1 protein-coding gene is annotated in these 438 nt (G+C 63.9%); it reads left to right on the forward strand.

Features of this window, described 5'->3' with window-relative positions:
* A partial coding sequence (locus QCE88_RS42000; protein ID WP_309911945.1) for a sugar transferase occupies nt 1-325 on the forward strand: 325 nt, incomplete at its 5' end.
* Nucleotides 326-438: the final 113 nt, after the last annotated feature.

Consider the following 438-nt stretch of genomic DNA (forward strand, 5'->3'; position numbering starts at 1 on the left):
TCCGCGCATCGGCCGCTTGGGCGGGCTGCTGCGCCGGCTGAGCATTGACGAACTTCCTCAGCTCATCAACGTGCTGCGCGGCGATATGAGTCTGATCGGCCCGCGCGCGCTGGTGATCTCGATGCTGGCCGACCTGCCCGATATCCGTCAGGCGCGCTCGGTTGTCCGACCTGGACTGACCGGCCTGTGGCAAGTGCGAGCGCGGCGAAAGAACGTCAGTGTGTTCGATATGATCGATGACGATCTGGAGTACATCCGGACATTCAACCTGTTGCTGGACGTCCGGATCGCCGTGCTGACAGTCGTCCGGATCGTCGGGCCCTGAGGAGCTAAAGGAAAAACCGGGCGATATTGAACGCTTCCGCGGCGTGCACGCCGATATCGTCGCCTCGGGTTTGCATGCGCCGCGCTAGCGCGTCGGGTGTTCGGCCACCGGCC

Origin of the sequence: Caballeronia sp. LZ035, from assembly GCF_031451175.1 — a bacterium.
Lineage (GTDB): Bacteria > Pseudomonadota > Gammaproteobacteria > Burkholderiales > Burkholderiaceae > Caballeronia.